Origin of the sequence: Bdellovibrio sp. KM01, assembly GCF_013752535.1 — a bacterium.
GTDB lineage: Bacteria > Bdellovibrionota > Bdellovibrionia > Bdellovibrionales > Bdellovibrionaceae > Bdellovibrio.
On record NZ_CP058348.1, the window covers coordinates 1595611 to 1615474 of the forward strand.

Genomic DNA, 19864 nt, shown 5'->3' on the forward strand with positions numbered 1-19864 from the left:
TCAAGGAACAAGTAAATGCTGATGGATAGACTCAAAAGAGTAAATTTCTCGTCGCGTTTCCGACTGAAGAAGTGGGAATCGGGGGACTCATACCCGTGCTGCCACCAAAATCTGGGCCGTACTCCCTTCGTGTCACCAAAAAATCTTCAATCAAAACTTAATATTTGTATCAATAAAGGCGTCCATGTAGGCGCCTTTTTTATTTTTAAAGTGGCATCATTGACGATGCCACAGCTTTAGGAGCCATCGATGTGTGGAGTTGTCGGGTTGATTGGAGAGGATAAGGCAGGGGAGAAATTGTTCCCGGCCTTATTCGCCCTTCAGCACCGTGGGCAAGATGCCGCGGGTATTTTAAGTTTCGATTTCTCCCGAGGAGAATTTCACCTCGAAAAAGATCTCGGCCTCGTATCGCAAGTTTTCCCGATGGAAAAGCTTGAGAAAATCAAAGGCAGCATGGCTTTGGGGCACACCCGTTATTCGACGATTGGAACCGTCGATAAGGCAGATCTTCAGCCGCTGATCGTAAGTTATCCCAATGGCATTGGTATGGCCCACAACGGGAACGTGACCAATTATAATGAGATTGTTGAATACGTTCGCAAGCGTCGCAGCCGTTGGACGTTCACCCGCAATGACCTGGAACTTCTATTACATATGATGTCGATCGGAGTTTCCGATCAGTTGGAAGCCGGTAAAACGCTTTCTGCCGAGGTCATGGCCAAAGCAGCACAACAGGTCGTTGAAAAAGTCCAGGGGGCCTACAGTGTTGTCGGCATGATGGCTGACGAGGGCATGTTTGCCTTCAATGACACGCAGGGAATTCGTCCGCTATTAATTGGACGAAAAATAAGTGATACCCCTGAAAACAGTCGTGCCGCTAGGACTGATAGTAATATTAAATACAGCTATTGTTTTGCCTCTGAAAAACAGGTGTTTTTCGCTCTGGGCTTCGAGTACTTCCGTGATCTGAAGCCCGGAGAATTTGTTTTTGTCGACAAAGACCAAAACTTTCATTCTTTCCCACTATCGGAAAAACAAGCTCGTCCTTGTATGTTTGAGTGGATCTATTTTGCGGGAGCAGAAACAGAATGGCACGGCAGACCGGTCTATGACGTGCGTTTGCGTTTGGGCGAAGTTCTGGCGACAGAAATTTTGCGCAAGATGCAAGAGCAAGACATAGCAATTGATGTCGTGGCGCCGGTCCCTGACACAGCCAGGGCTGCAGCACTTCGCTTGGCCGAAGTTTTAAAAACTCCCTACCGCGAAGTTCTAATCAAAAATCGCTATGTACAAAGAAGCTTCATCGTCAATGAACCCGCAGTTCGCAAAGCTATGGTGAATTTAAAGCTTTTACCCGTGGAAAGTGAAATTCGCGGCAAAAACATCCTCTTAGTAGATGACAGCATCGTGCGTGGAACAACTTCAGCTCGTATCATTCAATTATTAAGAGAATCCGGGGCTAATAAAGTGTATCTGGCCAGCACATGCCCACCAATTCGCAACCCGTGTTTCTACGGTATCGACTTCCCAGAAGGGGAAGCGTTGGTCGCCCACCAAAGAAGCGAAGATCAAGTGGCGGAACTTTTGGGAGTGGATGGATTGATTTATCTGCCACTTTCCGAACTTAAAGATGCTATCGGCATTCCAAGCATGTGTAGTGCCTGTTTGGATGGCGATTATCCCGTTTCAGTTTCAAAAGCAGATTTCATCAACACTCGCAGCCACAATATCGGTGGCGGTGGCAAAAATGAGGTGAACCCATGAGAATTCAAGTTCTTTTCGGAAGTCAAAGTGACGAGCGTGTCTACGCTCCTTTATGTCAATCCCTGGAAAACGTCGGTAACGTGAAAATGGAAGTGGCATCAGCCCATCGCCATCCGGAACGTGTGCGCGAAGTGGTCACAACTTGTGAAGCCAACGCATTCGTGGCGGGAGCAGGTTTGGCAGCTCATCTTCCGGGTGTGGTTGCGTCCCTGACCAAGAAACCTGTTTTTGGTGTGGCAATCAATGGTGCCTTCGGTGGAATGGATGCGTTTCTTTCGATCGCGCAAATGCCTAAAGATATTCCCGTGGCAGCAGTCATGGAAAACCAAATCGAAATTCTTCCGGAGATCCTGAGAAAGGCAAAATCCTTTAATCCAGGCAAAATCGAGATTTCCTGGAATCCGTATCGCAGTGAAGTCCCGGTGCTTGCTAAAACTTTGCAGGACCTTCGTGAGAAAGCGGGAATGGAAATTACTTGGGTTGATCCAAACAGCCCGCAATGCCAAGGCGAGATCGTGATGGTTGGCGAAAAACCCCAAGGAAAAAACGTCAGCATGTACATCTGTGAAAAAGAAGAACTAAAAAACACGGATCTGGCGAACGAATTCTTTGCAGTGGCTAAAACGGGCGGTGCCTGGGTTGGTGTTAACAATATCGTGAACTTCCTATTGCAAATCAAAAAGATGAAAGAGGCTTTGGCATGAACCTGCTTTACCGTGGATCCGTAAAAGACATTTATAAAACCAATGAAGGCTTGCTCTTTAAATACAGCAATCGCTATTCGGTTTTTGACTGGGGCGAAATGCCAAACGAAATTCCTCGCAAAGGGGCGGCTCTAGCTGCTATGGCAGGACTGTTCTTTGATCACTTAAAAGACAAAGGCATTTCTTCTCACTATATGAAACCTCACAGCGAAGATTCCATTTTGGTAAACGAAGTGGCTGTCATTCGTCCCGAGTGGGAAAATGGTGTCTACGATTATTCGGTTTATTCAGACAAACCTACGAACTGCCTGGTTCCGTTGGAAGTGATCTTTCGTATCTTACTTGGTAAAGGAAACTCTCTGGAAGATCGTTTGAAAAAGAACCCGGCGTATATGGCGGAGCTTGGCTTGACGCAAATTCCAGATTCTACAATGTCTTTTAGTCCACCGATTGTTGAGTTCTCGACGAAATTGGAAACCACGGATCGTTATCTGACTCGTCAGGAAATCAAAGACCTTAACGTGATCGAATCCTGGGAGCTAGAGCAAGTTAGAAAACTAACAGCGGACATCGCGGATCACTTACAGAAGCTGTTTGCTTCTTTCGGTGTGAAGTTGTGGGATGGTAAGTTTGAATATGCGTTCGGTTCACTAACTCCCAACGGTCGTTCTTTGTTCCTGGTGGACTCTATCGGTCCAGACGAGCTTCGTTTGACTTACGAAAATGCTCCGCTCTCCAAGGAATTCCTGCGCCAAATCTATGCGCCGACTTCCTGGTATCAAGCCGTAGGAAAAGCCAAAGATATCGCCAAAGAGCGCGGCACAAATAACTGGAAAGAGATTTGTGCAAATGAACTTGGTGAAAAGCCGCAGGTTTTGAATAACGAACAAGTTAAAGTTGCGACGATGCTTTATACGTCCTTGGCCAATGAAATGGCTTGGGCTTTGGGCAAAACCGCACCCTTTGAAAAGGAAGCAAGTCTTAAAAACTGGAGACAGCAATGCGCGTCCTGGTTGTAGGCAAGGGTGGTCGCGAACACGCGATCGCACAGAAAATTTCTGAATCCAAAATGCTTGATACCTTGTGGGTTGCTCCGGGCAATCCCGGTATGAGCAAGACCGGATTGAAATGTGCGAGCGTAGAAAAAACGCCTGACATTCTTGCATTCTGTAAAATCAATCGCGTGGACCTGGTGATCCTGGGTCCTGAAGCGGCAATTCTGTCTGATTTAAAGGAAGTCCTTGAAAAAAACGACATCGCCTGTCTGGCACCGTCACGTGAGGCAGGACATTTAGAAGCCTCCAAATATTTCTGTAAAGAGATCCTGCAAGATGCAGGTCTTTTAACGGCGGCTTTTAAATTGGCAAACTCAGTGAGTGAGGCTGAAGCGTTTATCGCACAACATGACTTTAAAAATCCGATCGTCGTGAAAGCAGATGGCTTGGCGCAAGGAAAAGGCGTGGCGGTCTGTGAAAACGCGGAAACGGCACTGGCAGCGATCAAAGATTTGTCGGCGGTCTATGGATTCCCGATTCTTGTCGAGGAATGTCTCATCGGTCGAGAGCTTTCCGCTTTCGCTTTGTGCGATGGTGAAGACTTTGTCGTTCTAGGCACGGCTTGTGACTATAAACGAATCACTCCAGATCCCTTCAGCGCCAACACAGGTGGCATGGGGGCTTTCAGTCCTTGTGACTTTATTTCTAAGGAAGATGAAGCCGAAATCGATAATATCTTTAAGAAATCTTTGAAATCTTTAAAGCAAAAAGGAAAGCCCTTTGTCGGATTCCTTTTTGCGGGTTTGATGAAGACGGAAAGCGGCCTGTATGTTTTAGAGTTCAACGTGCGTCTGGGCGATCCAGAAACGCAAGCCTTGCTTCCAAGAATCAAAAGCGATCTTTTGGATTTGTCGGTAAAAGCCGTTCAGGGGCGTTTGCAAAAGCAAAAAACGGAGTTCCACGATTTTCGTTCCGTTCACGTGGTGGCGGTGAGTGCCGGTTACCCTGGAAATTCGATGGATTTGGGTCATACAATCCAAGTTCCTGCTAAAACGGCAGATGGCACTCGTATTTACTTTGCTGGTGTGTCAGCGAAAAATGAATCCTTGGTAAATACAGGCGGCAGAGTCTTGGGAGTGACGGCACTGGCTAAAACTCGCGACGAAGCTCGGTCGCTTGCTTACCAGGAAATGCGCAAGGTGCAATTCCAAGGCTTGTATTTCCGCGAGGACATTGCTCAATGATGAAATCGGTTCGTGTTGCCATTTTCGCCTCGGGGACGGGATCCAATGCCGAAGCATTGATAAAAAAAATGCAGTCTTTGGGGGGCTCCATTGAGTTTGTCTTGAGTGACAAACCCACAGCCGGTGTATTGGCAAAAGCCCATGCTTTAGACACGAAAACTTACGTGATTGAAAAATTTCAGGACCGTGCTCATCACGAACAAGAAGTCTTAAAGCTTTTAGTTCAACACCGGATCGATTGGGTTTTGCTCGCGGGATACATGCGTTTGTTGTCTGCTGACTTCCTTCAATCTTTGGCGGATCGTCACAACGGTCATCCGCAAGTGGTGAACATTCATCCAAGTCTGTTGCCAGCTTATCCAGGCAAAGACTCTTTGGAGCGGGCTTTTGCTGACAAAGTCGAACAAAGTGGCGTGACCTTGCATCTGGTTGACGAGGGCATGGACACGGGCGCGGTTTTGAAACAAGTCGCTCAGTCCCTTAAAGGCTTTAATGCCTTTAATGATTTCAAAGCCAGCATCCATCGGCTGGAGCATCAAATTTATACTGAATTTTTAGAACAAATTGTGACGGGGCAGATTGCCACTCAATTTTTTAAGGAAACTATAGAATGTTAAAGCAACGAGTTGCCATTCGCAGTCGCATTGAAAATTCTCAGGAAGAACATCTTAAAAAGCTGTTCAATCCATCGGCTCCCACTCAAGACCTGAAGCTTTCCCGAGTTTTTTGGTTGATGGAGAAAACACCGGGGGCTTTTAAGCAGTGGGATCTAAAAAAAGATCTGCACAAGGTGTTTTGTGATGCGATTACTGAAGACATGGATTTTGGCTTTCCGGAATACCATGACGACAAAATTTATGTCGAAGTTCGCTATTTGGCAGGTGTCACGGATAACTGGGCTCGTTCGGCGACAGAGGCTCTTTCTTTGGTTTCCGGCGGGGCGACCAAGTCCTGGCAGGATTTTGATTTCGAAGTTCACAGTGGCTGGCAAATCGAAATGGGACAGGATCTTTCGCAATCGCAAGTTGAAAAAGTCCTGTTCCAATCCCTGGCAAATCCTTTGCTTCAAAAAGTTCAGGTAAAACGCGGGGGAGAACTTAAAGGAACTAATTCTTTCGCAGACTTCCACGAGTATTGGAAAGTGGAAGCTGAACACAAGCCGGAATTAAAGTTATTCCCTCTGACAGCAGATGTTCTTGAAAATTTGAATCAAGAGCGTGGCTTGGCGCTTTCCGCTGTGGAAATCCAAACGATCATCGAGCACTTTTCCTCTCCAAAGCAAATGAAGGCTCGTGCCCCCCTGGGCTGGGCTGGTTTTGTCACAGAAGTAGAAGTCGAGTGTTTGGCGCAAACGTGGAGTGAGCACTGCAAGCATAAAATCTTTGCTGCTAATGTTGAATATTCCGAAGCGGAAGTTAAAGGCGTTCCGATGCTAGGGGCGCAAACTATTAAAAGTCTTTATAAGTCCTATATTCAAGCGGCGACCAACAAGCTGCAAGATTGTGGATACCTGGTTTCTGTCTTTAAAGATAATGCTGGAATTGTTGATTTCGACAAAAACGTCAATGTCTGCGTGAAAGTGGAAACTCATAACAGTCCTTCTGCTCTCGATCCCTTTGGTGGCGCAATCACGGGGATTTTGGGTGTAAATCGCGATATTTTAGGTTGCGGTGTGGGTGCAAAGCCCATCGCGAACATGGATGTGTTCTGTCTTTCAAAATCTGACCTGTTCCCAAAAGCCGATGATCCAAAACGTCCTGATCTATTAAAAGATCCCGGCGTTATTTTCCGCGGAGTCCATCAAGGTGTCGAAGAAGGCGGCAATCAAAGTGGCATTCCCACTGTGAATGGTTCTTTTTGCTTTGCGAGTGAATTCGCAGCGAAGCCTTTGATCTTTGTAGGATCTTTGGGTGTGATGCCGAAACTGGTTCACGGTAAAAACAGTGAACTTAAAGAAATCCGTCCGGGTGACCTAATCGTCGTGGCGGGTGGTCGTTTGGGTAAAGACGGTGTGCATGGAGCGACATTTAGTTCTTTAGAGCTCAATGATAAAGTCGCATCAAATGTTGTGCAAATTGGTGACAGTATCACGCAAAAACGTCTTTTAGATTTCACGATCATGGCTCGCGATAAGAATCTGATTCAAGCCATCACGGATAATGGTGCGGGCGGAGTCAGTTCCTCGATCGGCGAGATGGCGTCACTTTCCGGTGGCGCACGTATGGATCTTTCAAAACATCCGGTAAAATACCACGGATTGGAATTCTGGGAGATGCTGGTCAGTGAATCCCAGGAGCGTATGTCCTTTGCGGTGGCTCCTGAAAATCTTCAAGGCTTTTTGGATCTGGCAACTAAAATGGGAGTAGAAGCTTCCTGCCTGGGTGAGTTCACGAATTCAGGAACTTTTGAAGTTTATTACGCTGATAAAGCCCTGGCCAAACTGGAACTTGAGTTCCTGCATGACGGCCTTAGTAAAATGGAATTGAAAGCCCGTTTTGAAGGACCTAAAGAATACACGGAGTACTTCCGTGCGACTCCTAAAAAGAAAGTTTCTCCGACTTCTGCAAATATCGCTGAAGTTTTAAAAACCGTCTTAGCAAACCCCAATGTAGCTTCTCGTGAACCATTGGTTCGTTATTACGACCACGAAGTTCAAGGAGCCACCCGTGTTAAACCCTATGGGGGAAAAACTCAGCAGGGCGCAAATAATTCTGGCGTCATTGATTTATCGGTTCACGGTGGCACAGAGAATAATGCCGTCGCGGTATCGAACGGTCTATGCCCGCAACTTTCTTATTACGACACCTACCTGATGGCCCAACGTGCAGTGGATGAATCCGTTCGTAACTTGGTTGCGACAGGTGCTGACCCCGACAAGATGGCCTTGGTGGATAATTTCTGCTGGCCGGATCCTACTCCGAAAAAATCAAATCCAGATGCGGAACACAAGATGGCGCAATTGGTTCGTGCATGTGCGGGAATCTATGATGCCGCCTTGGCATACCGAGCACCTTTGGTAAGTGGTAAAGACAGCATGAAGAATGATTTCATCGGGAAAGTAAAATCCGGAGAGACTGTTAAGATTTCTGTGCCTCCAACATTATTGATGACAGCGATTGGACAAGTGCCAGATGCGCGTAAGACGGTGAATGGCTTCTTTGCGAACAGCGGGGATCAAGTTTACCTGTTGGGTCAGCCAACGCAGTCTTTGATTGGTTCAGTTTTCTCGCAAGAGTATGAAACCATATCTGCTTACCCGGAATATCCAAATCTTGCAAAGAATCGCGATTTGTACCGCTTAGTCTTTGGAGCGATTCAACACGATCTTTTAAATTCCTGCCACGATATTTCCGAGGGGGGCTTGATGTCAGCTTTGGCTGAAGGCTGCTTTGGAAATCAATTGGGCTTGGAAGTAAATCTGCGTGATCTTTCATGGGAAAATATTTGGTCTGAAATGGGCTCTCAGTTCGTTGTGAGTGTTCCTGCAGCTAAGATTCCACTGTTTGAAAGATACTTTGATCGTTGTTCGATCAAGCTTGGGCAAGTCACGGACAAAGACGAATTCAAATGGACTTTCAACAGCGAAACGAATTCGGTCAAAGTCACGGAACTTCAATCCCTTTGGTCTAAAGGAGTTTTAAATGTCTACAACGCCTAATTTTATGATTTTATGGGGTGATGGCATTAACTGTGAAAACGAAACGGCACGGGCGGTGGAGTTAGCAGGTGGTAAGGCTGAAAAAGTGCACATCAATGATCTGGTTCAAAAACCAGAGATGCTGCGCGATTTTCAAGGCCTGGTGATTCCCGGTGGGTTTTCTTTCGGAGACCACTTGGGCAGCGGCCAGATCCTGGCGTTAAAACTGGAGCGTTTCGTAAAAAAAGAATTAGAAACATTTGTTAAAAAGTTTCCGGTGATGGGGATTTGTAATGGATTTCAAACTCTGGTGCGTTTGGGGCTTTTGCCGGATGCAAACTTTCGAAAGTCTTGCTCGTTAGTGAAAAACGAACAAGGTCACTTTCAAAACCAGTGGGTGGAGCTTGAGCGCAACGCCAAGTCGCCTTGTGTATGGACCAAAAATCTTCCTGAGAATTTTACTTTGCCGGCTCGCCATGGTGAAGGTCGCTTTCTTTGCGAAAGCGACGAAGTTCTAAAGAACTTGCAAAAAAATCAGCAGATCGTTCTTCGTTATAAGGAAAACTTTAACGGCGCCGTCGATCGAATCGCAGGGGTTTGTGATTCTTCGGGATTGGTCTTCGCGTTGATGCCCCATCCGGAAGCAGCGATCCACGATTGGCATCTGCCTTTCGCGGGACAAGCGTGGGGTTTGGAATTTTTTAAAAGTGCTTTGCAATATTTGAAAGGTCGTCATGAAAATTAAAAGAGCTCTACTGAGTGTTTCAGATAAAACGGGTTTGATAGAACTTGCGCAAACTTTGCATAAACACAATGTAGAATTAATCGCAAGCGGTGGTACGGCCAAAGCCCTTGAACAAGTTGGTTTGCCCGTGACAGCGGTGGAGGAAATCAGCGGTAACCCGGAAGCCTTCCAAGGTCGCATGAAGACTTTAAGCTTTGAGATTTCGTCGTCTCTTTTGTTCCGTCGTAACGACGAAGCAGATGTGGCGAAAGCTCAAGAATTAAAAATCAAACCGATCGATTTGGTGGTGGTGAATCTTTATCCTTTCCACCAAACAGTGGAAAAAGGCAGTGAGTTCACAGAGTGTGTTGAAAACATCGATATCGGCGGTCCTACAATGCTAAGAGCGGGGGCAAAGAATCACGAGTCTGTTACTGTACTTTGTGAGCCTTCTCAGTATCAGGGGTTCGTGGCAAATATGCTTGAGAATGGTGGCAATACTTCATTGGATTACCGCAAACAGTGTGCTGCCAAAGTTTACACCATGACTGCGTTTTATGATATGGCCATTGCGAGCTATTTAACTCAAAGTACAGGTCAGCAGCTTCGCTACGGAGAAAATCCTCATCAAAAAGCTGTGCTGTTGAAAGATCCATTTTCTGAGGGATTGGCGCACAAAGTGTCTCTGCAGGGCAAAGAGATGTCCTACAATAACTTCCTGGATGCTGACTTTGCCGCTCAGTCTTTGAAAGATCTTTGGGCATGGCAAGGGAAGTATGCTCATCCCTCCGCTGTCGTTGTGAAACATAACACTCCTTGTGGGCTCGCGATTGCGGAAACGCCGATGCGTGCTTTGGAGCTTGCATGGAAGGGTGACGAGAAAAGTTCCTTTGGTGGCGTGCTGGCCTTGAGTTTCTCGGTGGATGCTGAAGTGGCGTCTTTCTTTACCGACAAATTCGTAGAAGTGATTATGGCACCCTCTTTTACTAAGGAGGCTCAAGCCATTCTTAAGAAAAACTGCCGTCTGGTTCCGTTAACTTTAGAGCAAAAATCCAGCTGGCAGATCCGAACGATCGAAGGCGGAGCTTTGGTGCAAGAAAAAGACCATTTCTCGACTGAAAATTTCAAAAGTGTGACGACGAATACCTTTCCAGCTGAAAAGCAAAAGCTCGCTGCCTTTGCTTTCCTGTGCGTGAAAAACTTAAAAAGCAATGCCATCGCAGTCTGTGCCCAGCGCGGACCTGAATTTGAAATGGTGACTTTGGGTTCGGGGCAAACCAATCGTGTGGACTGTATTGAAAAACTGGTGATTCCTCGACTGCAGGAAAAAGGTGTCAGGAATGCTTCGGACATGGTTCTTGCTTCCGATGCGTTCTTTCCTTTCCCAGATTCTATCGAGGTGGCCGCCAAGGTCGGTGTGAAGTACATCGTCCAACCAGGTGGTTCCATCAAGGACAATGACGTGATCGCAGAAGCGAACAATCGCGGTATCTCCATGATCTTCACAGGCCGTCGCCATTTTTTACACTAGGAGTTTAAAATGTCAGAAGTAATTGATTACGCAAAATCCGGTGTAGATATTCAAAAAGGTGACGCCTTCGTCGAGCGCATCAAGATGCTGGTCCCAACAACTCACAACGATCAGGTCCTGCAAGGAATCGGGGGGTTCGCGGCGCTTTACAAAGTCAGCGAAGATCGTATTATCGCCAGCAGTACGGATGGAGTGGGTACAAAGCTTAAGCTCGCTCAACAAATGAACAGACATCACGGCGTCGGAATTGACCTGGTCGCGATGTGTGTGAATGACTTATTATGTGTGGGTGCAAAACCATTGTTCTTTCTGGATTACATGGCCTTCGGTAAACTTGATACGCGCGTGAGTGAAGAATTAATCGCAGGCATGGTCGATGGTTGCAAACAATCCGGCATGGCTTTGATCGGTGGTGAAACGGCGGAAATGCCTGGCATGTATCAAAACGATGAATACGATGTGGCAGGTTTCAGCGTCGGTGATGTTCATCCCAAAGACATGTTCCAAGAGGAAAACATGGAAGAGGGTGACGTGCTACTGGGAATCGCTTCCAGCGGTTTTCATTCCAACGGTTATTCTTTGCTTAGAAAGCTAGTGAAAGATGATGAGACAGAATTGATCAATCAGTTGTTGGTTCCTACAAAAATCTACGTAAAAACCGTGAATTCCATTCGTAACAATGCTCCTTCGGCATTGCTCGCGATGGCGCATATCACGGGTGGGGGAATTCACAATATCCCACGCATGAGTGAAAAGTTTGATTACGTCTTGAACGGCTGGCCTTCATTGGATGAAACTGCACCGGTGATCAAAACAATTGCGACAAGATCGGGACTTTCGAATGAAAAGCTTTATGAGACTTTCAATATGGGAATCGGCTTGGTTTTATTGGTTAAAAAGGCCTTTGTTGAGACCATCAAAGACCATCTAAAATCCCAGGACGAAAAGTTCTGGGAAATCGGTTATATCAAAAAAGGCACCGGCCAAATCAACGTTCCAAAATAAAAAAAGGCTCCTCGCGGAGCCTTTTTTATTTAGTGTCTGTTTTTATTTTTCGGAAGAGACTTTGCTCTTTCGTTTTTCGGTGAACTGGGTTCCCGATCACCAGCGCCTGAAAACTTCACGTCCTGGCTGCGATAAAAGCTTCCAGACGGGGATGCGGTGAAGCTGCGGATATCCAGGTTCAACTTATAACCATCGCCTTGAGCCAGCTTTTTTATGACATAGGAAAGTTTCTCAAAAGAGTCCGGATCTGATTTTGGAATTTGCACAAAGAACATTGTGTCTTTGCCTTCAAAATTAGCACCAAGTTTCAACTCATACTTGTCTTGAGAGTATTTGATATCCAAAAGACTCACGTTGTTCACTTGAGCTGCAGAAGCTGTCGCGCCGGACATAAAAAACAAAGCTAAAATTAGGTTTTTCATTTTTAATACTTTCATTACTGAGTCCCTTTTCTTAAGCGAGTCGGTCCTGCGCCACTTTGTACTGTTATCATACTATCTTCTAATCTATCAATTGAAGCGGTTTCTTTAAAAGAGCAGTTGGAGCAGTGATAACGCATGTCTTTGTAATAGCCCGCGTAGGGGTAGATGAAGTCTTCGAAATTGAAATCTGCAATCCCTTTGTTATAGGCCACGACATTGCAGTTCCCATTCAGAGCGCCCTTAATACTTTGGTAGACGCAAGCGCCTCCATTTGCACCCGTAATCAAAAGAGTTCCAATGTTATTTTTCTGAACATAAGCGATAAGCTGATCGCGGTACTTATTGTTCCGGTCAAACATGCCATCTGTGTCTTTCAAAAACGTATGAGTTTTTTCATAAGAAAAGGCGGCTTGCTTTAGATTTGGATTTGTTGGACTGGATTCGGGATCAAGATCATATTCGATAAATATAATGGGTATTCCACTTTGCCTAGCTTTGGTGATGGCATCCATTTGCTGCTGCTGAAGATCTTTGATTTTCTTTTTGTTTTCTGGTGTTTCATATGCGCCATTTCGTTCAGCAAAGTAGGCCTGCATATCAATGACCACTAAGGCCGCATTGCCGCTATTTTGTTTGCATATTTCTTCTGCCCAACCGGGCATCGATATAACGGTAGAAAAAAGAAGTGTGATAAATAATTTCATTGCTATCTAATCGGTATTCTATTTGCGAGTCTTAAGTCGACATATGTCGGGGCGGTTGCATTTGGTTGCATGGATGCGTCAGGTCCAGGTGTTTGACAGTGCTGGTGATTGGATGCAAGTCTTCAAATTCATTCAGGAGGATATGGTGCTTAAAAAAATCTTAATGTTGGTAACTTTGGTGTTAACGTTTTCTGGTTGCCAGACAGTGAAACCAATCGTCGGACCCGACGGATCAACACACCAGTTGATCGGTTGTTACTATGTTGAATCCTGCTATGAAAAAGCGCGTGAAGTGTGCGGTGGGAATTATAAGATCATCAACACTTCGACGGAAACTTCTGGCGATGCAAACTCCACAAACAGCTCGATCAGTCTTTTAGTTAAGTGCGAAAACCAAAAATAACCGACCATGATCGAGTTTAAAAAAGCCCAATTAACCAATTTGAAAGAGATCAACGAATTGATCGTGGAATCACGTTCCGTTTGGAATTATCCAGCGTAATACGCGAAAGCCTCTTTACCTCTAGTCGTCGCTAATGAAGCCGTTTTAAACACTGAAATTTGTTACGAGATTCATAATCCTGAACTAGTGGGTTTTTTTGCCTTTGAGAATAGCGAAGACGGCATTTACTTGGAATCTTTGTGGATTAAAAAGTCCGCTTTGAAACAAGGGATTGGCGCAGCCACATCCAAATTTATTGATCAACTTGCTATCGAAAACGGCTGGTCCAAAATCAAAGTCTTCCCAGATCCACCCGTCGAAGGATTCTATCTAAAATGTGGTTACACCAACACGGGTGAAAAATTTCCGTCCCGTATCGCCGGTGGACCGACATTCAGCCTTTTTGAAAAAGTTTATTAGATTTTCGCGTTACCAAGAAAAGCTGCGTTATTAGCGCAGCTTACTTGTAGTCCTTCATGTTAAAATTAAAAGGGTAAGCTTCGACAATTGTCACTTTGCCAGAGGGGCTTGCTGGGAACTTCCACTGCTTAACTGTTTCCGCAACACAGGTTTTCACGCCTTCATTTTTCAAGGTCGTAGATTTCTCGACGATCCAGGATTTTGAAACGTTTCCGTCTTTATCGATTTCAAAGCCCGCGACAACTTTGCCTTCAATCTTTTCGTCGGCAGCTTTGTTTTTCAAAGCAGTTTTGTAGCAATCTGTGACCCCGTGTAGTTGAGTACGAATCACCCTGCGGATATCAGACTTATTAGAATTGGATTCCGCATTCGCGATAAAGGGAGTTGTTATCAATAGTGCTGCAATAAGTTTCAACATATAAGTTCCAATCCAAAGATCAATCATTCAGCAATAGTAAATTACTGGAGAAAGTGTGTCCGTACCTTTTAAAAAGTAAAAAATGGCTCCATCTCAATCGGACGTTCATTCGATGGATGCATAAACTCAGGCGGCTCCGTATCCGGCGGCATCATCAAATAAACGCCGAATGGAATTTTCGCTGAAACCCAATTCATAGGGCGGCGGTAAACGTATTCAGAACGCATTTGATTATAAACCAGGAATTCATTCTCTTGAGCATCGTCAAAGGCTTTCCAAAGCAAAGCCTCGAAGATATCGCCATTATCTGCATGCAAGAAGTTCAAATATTTGAAATTTAAACTCGCTTCGATTTTCAGACGAGAAAAAGGCTTCGTCATCGTGCGAGTCCAGCCCAGCATTTTTCCGAACTTTAGAAACTGACGGAAATTGTGGGCCTTCAAGTTGTAAGTCATCGGAATAAAGTCTTGCATGCCCTCGGCAGACCAAGGTGCACAGCAACCTACGATATTATCGTTCTTATCAATCGCGATAATAAAGTTTTCTAATTTTAAACCTTCCCAGCGATCCAATTTGTCGTGGAAACTTTGCGCATCCCAAACAGTCGCCAAATCCTTAGAACGAGATTTTTGTGAGATATAATAAATCAAAGCATCCACATTGGCAGGGCTTCCGTGGCGCATACGCAAGTGTGGCAATGGATTTTTCGCCCAGGGAAAACGTCCATGGACCGAAACCATGTTTAAACGACGGAACAAGTAATAACGAGGCAAGGGACGTTTCAAAGTTCTTTGGCGAACGAAAGCATTCATCGACTTCGCTTCGTTTAAGCTCATCACCGTAAAGAAATACTTCGCATCCAACACTGAGGAGACTTCATTCATTACCGGCAAAAAGTGCTGACCCCATTCCAAGATCGCTTTACGATTCGAAGAAATACGTAAGTCACGGCCAAAGGCCACCGTGCGAACTTTATTGTCCAGCAAAACATCACGAACCACAAAGCTCGCCATGCCTTCCAGTTTCCCTTCGTCTTTCAACATATAAGTTAAAGACTTTTCCCCGTGGATTTCATAGGGCTGAAAAAAATTACCATCACGATCAATTTTGATCTGCAAGGGACCATCTAGGGGAAAGCTTTTATAATATTCAACTAACGCAGCCGAATCATCAGGCGAGGCAATCTCAAGTTTCATTAAGTCTTTTTCCAAAGGACTTCAGATTGTCCCATTTTAAGGTTGGCCCAACGAGCAGCAACGAACAAGAAATCGCTCAAGCGATTTAAATACTGCAAACACATGGAATAGCGTTCATCTTTCACGGCGATTTCAGCAGATCTGCGCTCGCTGCGACGGCAACAAGTGCGTGCCACATGTAAGTGTGATGCGGCAATGTGACCCGCTGGCAAAATGAAATTGCGCAGTTCAGGTAGCTCCGCCGTCAATTCATCAATTTTTATTTCCACCACGCGGATTTGCTCTGCCGTGATCGGTGGCAGCATCTGAAAAACTTCGTCTTTTTCAGTCGCAAGCAAGCTTCCGATATTGAACAGCTCGTTTTGTATTTTCTCAAGAATTTCATCCAAAGCGAGCAGGGTGGGATAGGCATACAAAGTAGAACGACAAACACCGATATAACTATTTAATTCATCCACGGTGCCATAGGCCTCAACGCGCGGGTTGAATTTTTCAACGCAAGAACCATCCACCAATCGTGTGGTCCCCTTGTCGCCAGTGCGAGTGTAGATCTTTGCTTTGGGAGGTGTCGTCATAACTTTTGCCCTTTTCAATTTAAGTGTCGCGTTTTACTCTGATGGGGTCAAGAGAGGTTCCTATGGAAATCACAGCTCCGTTAATGGTCACAATTCCACATTCCGGTGAGAAAATCCCACCCCAAACTCCGTGGTTAAACACGTTGCCTGAAGAAATCGTCATGTGCGATGTGGACCGTTATGTAGACTTCCTGTACGAACCGACACTTCACAAACTGCAAATCCCATTTGTTAAGACCGAGTGGCATCGTTATGCCGCCGACATGAACCGTGTTCCAGAAGATGTGGATTCCAGCTCCGTGATCGGTAATAAAAATCCAGCAGGGATGCACAACCGTGGGTTTCATTGGGTGATCACGACTTACAAACATCAGTTGATGAAAGAACCGATGACTGCACAAGCTCATGACGAATTGGTGAAATTGATTTATGAGCCTTTCCATAATAATATCCGCGACCTTTACGCGAAACTTCACGAGAAAGGTTATAAAAAAACCTTTCACATTGACGCCCATAGCATGCCGTCGGTGGGAACAAGCGAACATCGCGATCCGGGAGAGCGCCGAGCTGATATCGTGGTCAGCGACAGCAAGGGTAAAAGCTGTGATCCGCGCTTCAAAGACTTGGTCATCGCTGCTTATGTGACCGCAGGATTTAAAGTTGGATACAATTGGCCGTATTTTGGCGGTCGCGTCACAGAGCAGTACGGAGATCCTTCTCGCGAAATGCATACTTTGCAGGTTGAAATGAACCGCGAGCTTTACATGGACGAGAAAACAAAGAAGTTGAAACCGGAAGAAGCGAAGAAGGTTCAGGAGAAAATCGCCTTCGCTTTAAGCTATATCCGCAACAATTTACAGCAGCTAGCCTAGGGCGTCGAAGACCGAAAAGCATAGTCATAGGGCGGGGTTTCATCTAATGATATTCGCTCTATGGCAGAATCTTCGAAAAAATCTTTCCTGAAACGCATCAATAAACCTCTCGCAAGTTTGAAGCTTGCGGTTTTCATTATTCTTGCAATTGCAACTTTGACCGCTGTCGGAACTTTCGTTGAAGCAAAGTACGACGCGTACGCCGCTAAAAAACTCGTTTACGACACTTGGTACATGTACACAATCATGGGCATGCTCGTGTTGAACTTGGTCGCGGTGATGGTGGATCGTCTCCCGTGGAAAAGACGTCATGCCTCTTTTGTACTGGCACATATCGGTATCATCATTTTGCTTTTCGGTGGATTGCTGACCATGAAATACGGCTTGGATGGATCCATGCGTATCGAAATTGGGCAGAAAAACAATCTGGTGCAAACTCCAGAAACAGATCTGGTGGTTTACAGCTCTTTTGACGGCGACCGGTATTCAAAAACTTTCGAGCAGGAAGTAGATTTTTTCAAATATCCACCCTCAAAAGAAAAACCGACAGATGTGCCGGTTTATGTGGGCGAGATCAAAGTTGTCGACTACAAAAAATACGTCCTGCCTTCTCGTAAGGTCGTAGCGGATGAGAGCGGTAAAGCGGGATCAGCTTTGCGTTTCCAAATCCAAAATCCCAACGTGAATGTGATCGAATGGTTGGTGCAAAAGAAAGCCAATTCCATTCAGACGCATGATTTTGGCCCGGCCCAGGTTCACATCGGTCCTATTCCTGAAAAGGGACAAGGTCGCAACGAGATCTATTTACAGCCCGATAAAGATAAAGGCGGACTTCGTTACGCCGTTTTTTATAAGGAATCCGAAAAACCTGGCAAAACAGGTTTCGTAAAAGAAGGCGATGTCTTTAATCCCGGCTTTAAAATGGCTATGGATTTCCGTATCCTTAGGTTCATTCCGGCAGCTTTGGAAGATTGGGATCTGCAAGACATGCCAGCACCCACTCCACTGACGACATCTGCGATTCAAATTCTGTTTGAGGGCAAGCTTCACTGGGTTTTGTTGAACGATATGGTGAAACTTTTCACCAAAGACGCCGTTTACCTTTTCACGTACGGCAATCGCCGTATCGATATCGGTTTTCCGATTCAGCTTAAATCCTTTGCGGTGGATCGCTATCAAGGAACAATGAGGGCGGCCGCTTACAAAAGTGTCGTGGAAGTTCCAGAATTGGGCGAGCGTGAGATTTCCATGAATGAACCGATGAAACACAAGGGCCTTACGGTTTATCAGGCAAGTTTCCAGGAAGAAAACGGTCACCCCGTGGCTTCAATTTTCTCGGTGAATGCGGACCCAGGGCGTATGTGGAAATACATGGGCTCACTGATTTTATCAATCGGCGTGGTTTTATTGATGTGGTTTAAACATTTGGATTTCAAAATAGCTAAAAAGAAAGATGACGGGAAAGAATAGATGAAAAAGCTTTTGCTAGTTTTGACAACAGTTTTGCTTTCATTCTCCACAGTGGTGGCGTTCGCAAAGCCCGGTGACCAGCTAAAATATCTGCCGGTGCAAGATGGCGGTCGTATTAAACCTTACGACAGTTTCTCTAAAGAGATGCTGGAGATCGTTTACGGAAAAAGCACTTATGAAGGCCGTAAAGCGACGGAAATCATTCTAACTTGGATGCTTTCACCGCAAGCTTGGGCTGACAAGAAAATCTTTGAAGTGCGCAATCACCAGGTTTTGGAGGCTTTGAAGCTTCCTAAAGACCAAAGATATTTCAACGGCCAGGAACTTTTCGGCAGTGAGCGTTTCACGCTGCTTCGTCAAGAGCTTCAAGCCAAGCGTGAAACCAAAGAAAAATTGAATCCTTACTTTCAGGCTTTGCAACGTCTGGAAAATCAATTCTTCGTGTTTCAAGAGGTTGCCGCGGGACGCATGATGAAAGTACTTCCTCCCAAAGAGGGCAGCAACTGGATTGCAGTGGCGGATCTTCCCGAGGCGTTTCAACAAAAATTCGTAGGTATCACGACGGCATTTGTGACTTATATCGGTCAGGTGGCGAGTGGAGCGAATGCGGCAGACATAGAATCTTCAGCGGCTAAACTTGATGAATCTGTTGTCGCATTTGAAACGGCGGCGCGTGCGGAAAATCCAACGGCTTACGATCATGACACAAAAATCAAAGCAGAAGTGCACTACAACGACTTCCATCCCTTCCGGTGGGCTTACGTATTCTATATCCTGGCGGCAATTGTTTTGTTGTTGGTATGGGCTCTTTCCAAAGAGTCTATGATGAAGGCTTCGTGGGTCTTGTTGGGCTTGGGTTTTATTCTGCACACGTATGGTTTTGGTCTGCGCATGTATATTATGGAGAGAGCGCCTGTCTCTAATATGTATGAGACGGTGATTTGGGTATCTTGGGGCGTGATCTTGTTCGCGTCGATTTTGGAACTTATCTATAAATTCCGTATGATCTTGTTTGCAGGAACATTGGTTTCGGCATTTGCGCTTGTTATTGCTGACTTCGCGCCCGCTGTTTTGGATCCGACTTTGCAGCCATTGGAGCCAGTGCTGCGCAGCAATTATTGGTTAACGATCCATGTGATGACAATCACTATCAGTTACGCCGCATTTTTCTTGGCGTTCGGTTTGGGCGACCTTGGTTTGTTTTACTATTTAAAAGGAGAAGAAAAGAATCACGAAAAAATTCGCGCGATCGTGACAGCCATTTACAGATCGATGCAAATTGGCGTGGCATTCTTGGCTCCCGGAATTATTTTGGGTGGTATCTGGGCGGACTATTCTTGGGGTCGTTTCTGGGGCTGGGATCCAAAAGAAACTTGGGCTTTGATTGCGCTTCTTGGTTATTTGGCAGTCCTCCACGCAAGATACGCGGGGATGATTAAAAATTTCGGCATGGTAGTGACAGCGATTATCACTTTCTCTTTAGTGATCATGGCTTGGTACGGGGTGAACTTCGTTCTTGGTGCGGGGCTTCATTCTTACGGTTTCGGTGCTGGTGGTATTGAGTATGTGTCTGCTTTTGTGGCTGCACATATGTTGATGGTGCTCTACGTATGGGTTATCCGTCAGGGCCGCACAAAAAAATCTGCAAAATCGTAGCAGACTCTTCGCGTAGGAAGTGGCGTCGCTATGCTCCGATGCGAAAAGCTTTTGCACAAAAAGTAAGCGAAAGGGTTAAAACTCT

19 protein-coding genes are annotated in these 19864 nt (G+C 45.6%); 14 read left to right on the plus strand and 5 right to left on the minus strand.

Translation table 11 applies throughout. The annotated features are described in order from the left end of the window. Nucleotides 1-249 precede the first annotated feature (249 nt). The 9 genes from purF to purM are packed head-to-tail and all read left to right on the plus strand — an operon-like array spanning nt 250 to nt 11604. The gene (purF, locus tag HW988_RS07805) at nt 250-1764 is read left to right on the plus strand and encodes an amidophosphoribosyltransferase (RefSeq protein WP_181606994.1); all 1515 of its coding nucleotides are present in this window, start codon (nt 250-252) and stop codon (nt 1762-1764) included. Then, the gene (locus HW988_RS07810; RefSeq protein WP_181606996.1) at nt 1761-2468 is read left to right on the plus strand and encodes an AIR carboxylase family protein; all 708 of its coding nucleotides are present in this window, start codon (nt 1761-1763) and stop codon (nt 2466-2468) included. Before purF ends, HW988_RS07810 begins: the two co-directional genes overlap by 4 nt. Continuing rightward, complete coding sequence (locus tag HW988_RS07815; RefSeq protein ID WP_181606997.1) at nt 2465-3487, plus strand: phosphoribosylaminoimidazolesuccinocarboxamide synthase; 1023 nt, start codon at nt 2465-2467, stop codon at nt 3485-3487. Before HW988_RS07810 ends, HW988_RS07815 begins: the two co-directional genes overlap by 4 nt. Further along, nucleotides 3469-4707, plus strand: coding sequence for a phosphoribosylamine--glycine ligase (gene purD, locus HW988_RS07820; protein WP_181606998.1), 1239 nt, complete (start codon nt 3469-3471; stop codon nt 4705-4707). The genes HW988_RS07815 and purD overlap by 19 nt, the downstream gene beginning before the upstream one ends. Next, nucleotides 4704-5324: a phosphoribosylglycinamide formyltransferase gene (locus HW988_RS07825; protein WP_255490268.1), complete on the plus strand. Its 621-nt coding sequence runs from the start codon at nt 4704-4706 to the stop codon at nt 5322-5324. Before purD ends, HW988_RS07825 begins: the two co-directional genes overlap by 4 nt. Continuing rightward, nucleotides 5318-8365, plus strand: coding sequence for an AIR synthase-related protein (locus tag HW988_RS07830; RefSeq protein ID WP_181607000.1), 3048 nt, complete (start codon nt 5318-5320; stop codon nt 8363-8365). The genes HW988_RS07825 and HW988_RS07830 overlap by 7 nt, the downstream gene beginning before the upstream one ends. Beyond that, nucleotides 8349-9089: a phosphoribosylformylglycinamidine synthase subunit PurQ gene (locus tag HW988_RS07835; RefSeq protein WP_181607002.1), complete on the plus strand. Its 741-nt coding sequence runs from the start codon at nt 8349-8351 to the stop codon at nt 9087-9089. Before HW988_RS07830 ends, HW988_RS07835 begins: the two co-directional genes overlap by 17 nt. Beyond that, nucleotides 9079-10599 carry a bifunctional phosphoribosylaminoimidazolecarboxamide formyltransferase/IMP cyclohydrolase gene (gene purH / locus HW988_RS07840; RefSeq protein WP_181607003.1) on the plus strand — a complete coding sequence of 507 codons (1521 nt, stop codon included), beginning with the start codon at nt 9079-9081 and terminating at the stop codon, nt 10597-10599. The genes HW988_RS07835 and purH overlap by 11 nt, the downstream gene beginning before the upstream one ends. A 9-nt stretch (nt 10600-10608) precedes the next feature. After that, nucleotides 10609-11604 carry a phosphoribosylformylglycinamidine cyclo-ligase gene (purM, locus tag HW988_RS07845; RefSeq protein ID WP_181607005.1) on the plus strand — a complete coding sequence of 332 codons (996 nt, stop codon included), beginning with the start codon at nt 10609-10611 and terminating at the stop codon, nt 11602-11604. Between the two features lie 29 nt (nt 11605-11633). Here the strand turns inward: purM and HW988_RS07850 are convergent, their stop codons facing one another. Both HW988_RS07850 and HW988_RS07855 read right to left on the minus strand, forming a co-directional pair. Further along, complete coding sequence (locus HW988_RS07850; RefSeq protein WP_220128827.1) at nt 11634-12041, minus strand: hypothetical protein; 408 nt, start codon at nt 12039-12041, stop codon at nt 11634-11636. Continuing rightward, complete coding sequence (locus HW988_RS07855; protein ID WP_181607007.1) at nt 12041-12730, minus strand: isochorismatase family protein; 690 nt, start codon at nt 12728-12730, stop codon at nt 12041-12043. The genes HW988_RS07850 and HW988_RS07855 overlap by 1 nt, the downstream gene beginning before the upstream one ends. A gap of 61 nt (nt 12731-12791) precedes the next feature. Here HW988_RS07855 and HW988_RS07860 point away from each other — a divergent pair, with 61 nt between their 5' ends. After that, on the plus strand, nt 12792-13133 hold the full coding sequence (locus HW988_RS07860) for a hypothetical protein (RefSeq protein WP_181607009.1): 342 nt from the start codon (nt 12792-12794) through the stop codon (nt 13131-13133). A 168-nt stretch (nt 13134-13301) separates the two neighbouring features. Further along, complete coding sequence (locus HW988_RS07865; protein ID WP_255490315.1) at nt 13302-13592, plus strand: GNAT family N-acetyltransferase; 291 nt, start codon at nt 13302-13304, stop codon at nt 13590-13592. A gap of 40 nt (nt 13593-13632) precedes the next feature. Here the strand turns inward: HW988_RS07865 and HW988_RS07870 are convergent, their stop codons facing one another. From HW988_RS07870 to HW988_RS07880, 3 genes are all read right to left on the minus strand, one after another. After that, nucleotides 13633-14010 carry an AgmX/PglI C-terminal domain-containing protein gene (locus HW988_RS07870; protein WP_220128828.1) on the minus strand — a complete coding sequence of 126 codons (378 nt, stop codon included), beginning with the start codon at nt 14008-14010 and terminating at the stop codon, nt 13633-13635. Nucleotides 14011-14078: 68 nt separating this feature from the next. Then, a complete protein-coding gene (locus tag HW988_RS07875) occupies nt 14079-15206 on the minus strand; it encodes a hypothetical protein (RefSeq protein ID WP_181607014.1) in 1128 nt (375 codons plus the stop codon). After that, nucleotides 15206-15781 (minus strand): cob(I)yrinic acid a,c-diamide adenosyltransferase, encoded by a 576-nt coding sequence (locus tag HW988_RS07880; protein WP_181607015.1) that lies wholly within the window; start codon nt 15779-15781, stop codon nt 15206-15208. The genes HW988_RS07875 and HW988_RS07880 overlap by 1 nt, the downstream gene beginning before the upstream one ends. Before the next feature lie 62 nt (nt 15782-15843). On the opposite strand from HW988_RS07880, the gene HW988_RS07885 reads away from it, so the two are divergent. The 3 genes from HW988_RS07885 to HW988_RS07895 are packed head-to-tail and all read left to right on the plus strand — an operon-like array spanning nt 15844 to nt 19779. Beyond that, nucleotides 15844-16653 carry an N-formylglutamate amidohydrolase gene (locus tag HW988_RS07885; protein WP_181607016.1) on the plus strand — a complete coding sequence of 270 codons (810 nt, stop codon included), beginning with the start codon at nt 15844-15846 and terminating at the stop codon, nt 16651-16653. 60 nt (nt 16654-16713) lie between these two features. Beyond that, entirely contained in the window at nt 16714-18123 is a 1410-nt protein-coding gene (locus tag HW988_RS07890; protein WP_181607018.1) for a cytochrome c biogenesis protein ResB, read from the plus strand. Next, nucleotides 18124-19779 (plus strand): cytochrome c biogenesis protein, encoded by a 1656-nt coding sequence (locus HW988_RS07895; protein ID WP_181607024.1) that lies wholly within the window; start codon nt 18124-18126, stop codon nt 19777-19779. The last annotated feature ends 85 nt before the right edge of the window (nt 19780-19864 follow it).